The sequence below is a fragment of the Paramesorhizobium leguminum genome (assembly GCF_003217235.1).
Taxonomy (GTDB): Bacteria; Pseudomonadota; Alphaproteobacteria; order Rhizobiales; family Rhizobiaceae; genus Paramesorhizobium; species Paramesorhizobium leguminum.
In genome coordinates this window covers 1-1,880 of record NZ_QJTF01000060.1, presented here as the reverse complement: position 1 = coordinate 1,880, position 1,880 = coordinate 1, and the positions used below count along the sequence as shown (strand labels likewise).

The following is a 1,880-nucleotide window of genomic DNA, read 5'->3' as shown; positions in this document are numbered from 1 at the left end:
TCGACCGTGCCGTTGGCCACCGCGGCGCTCGGCCCGGAGACCGTGGCGACGAGCGTGACCTTCTGGCCGACCTGGATGATCTTGCCCGGCTGGAATTCCAGCGCCACCACCGGCTCGGTGCCGGTGACCTTGTAGTCCAGATTGGCGGTCGAGGTTTTGAAATTATCGTCGCCGGGATAGGTGGCGGTGATGGTGATGCTGCCGGTCGGCAGGGCCGGCACGCCGCCCGTGCCGGTGATCAGCCTGGCCTGATAGGTGCCATCGCCGACCGCCGTGAGCGGCGCCGGGCCCAGCTGTTCGTTGACGACCTTGAATTGCACCTCGCCCGAGGGGACGTGTCCTTGCGGATCGCCGTCGATGGTGAGGACCGCCGTCAGCTCGACCTCCTCGCCGGTGAGAGCCGTCCCGGGCGGGTTGGCGGTCAGTGTGAGACCCGTGCCGAGCTGCTGCGGCGCAATCGGCGTCGGATTGGCGGAGGAGTCGCTCGCCTTGAACTGCTTGTCGCCCGCGTAGCTGGCGAAGACATCGTGCTTGCCGGAAGCGGGATTGCCCACCGGCGCCGGGACATTGTTGACCGTCGCTGTTACCGCTGCGGTGGGTTGCAGGAAACCGACCGCAGCGTTGTTGCCGGCGACATTGACAACGCTCACATCGGTGAAGCCGTCGCCGTTAAAATCGCCGACGATCGTCGAGAGCGGATAGGCGCCCGGCGCGAACTGAGTTGAAGGCGTGAAATTCCAGCTGCCGTTGCCAAGCCAGGTTCCGACTTGCGCCGTTTCGGTCAGATACACTTGATCGGAGCCGGCGTTTGCGAGGTCCGGGATGCCGTCGGCGTTGAAATCGCCAACAGCGACGCTCACATTGACCCAGTCGCCGTCCCCCCAATTGCCGCTGATGGTCGGCACAGTGGCCTTCTGCGTGAAAGTCTTGCCGTTGGTGCCGCCCTGATAGACAAGAATGCTGCTGGACTGGTAGGGATACTTATCGAATACACCGGCGGCGAAATCGAGATTGCCGTCGCCATCAAAGTCCGCCACGGCGGTGGATGCAGCGTAGCGGTCTTTGCTTTGAACGGGGAAGTTGGCCGGATTGGGCTGGAAGTTGCCTTGACCATCGCCGAGCAGCACCCATACGTTGCCGTTCCGTTGGCCGTCGGGTACGACGAGATCGAGATTGCCGTCCTTGTTGAAATCGCCGGCGGCGGAGCGATAATAGGTGCCCGGCGCGTTGCCTGGCGCGGTAGTTCCGCCGGAAGCCGGTGAGAAGCCGTTCTGGCCATTGCCGAGATAGACCTGCAGGTTCTTGTCATGCACGACGGCGACGTCGAGATTGCCGTCGTTGTCAAAATCGCCGGGCACCAGGGACTGAAAGTCGCTGGCCGGGGTATCGACCTGCCCATTGAAATGTCCCGTTCCCGGGTTCTTGAACACGGTGAGGTTCGATCCGTTGCCGACAGCCAGGTCGAGTGTGCCGTTGTTGTCGAAATCGCCTGCCTCGATCGGATAGGGATTGCCGTTCGTGGCCCAGCTGATCGGAGGCAGTTGGAATTTGCCGTCGCTCGTGCCGAGGTATACGCTGATCGTTTGGTCGCCGCTGGCAACGGCAATGTCTTCGATGCCGTCGGCATTGAAATCACCGGCGGTGGCCGAAGAGGGCCCCTTGCCGGCGGGCAGCGTCGTGGTCGTCTCCGCCACGCCATAGGTGGGCTGCCCCAAGACTGCAGAGCCGAGCTTGGCGTTGTTATTCGTCTTGTCGAGAATGGTGACGTCTCCCGTCGGGGCCTGCCCGGCGGGAAGACCCGAGCGGACCTGAGCGGGCGGCGTGCCGAAGCCCGTGACGGTCACAGGCAGAGTGTAGGGGCCGGTGCCCTCGACCTTGCC

Annotated in this window: 1 protein-coding gene; it reads right to left on the bottom strand. The window is 63.8% G+C overall.

Going from position 1 to position 1,880, the window contains the following annotated elements; translation table 11 throughout:
* On the bottom strand, nucleotides 1–1,880 hold a 1,880-nt coding region (locus C7477_RS18625), incomplete at both ends, for an FG-GAP-like repeat-containing protein (protein WP_181418485.1).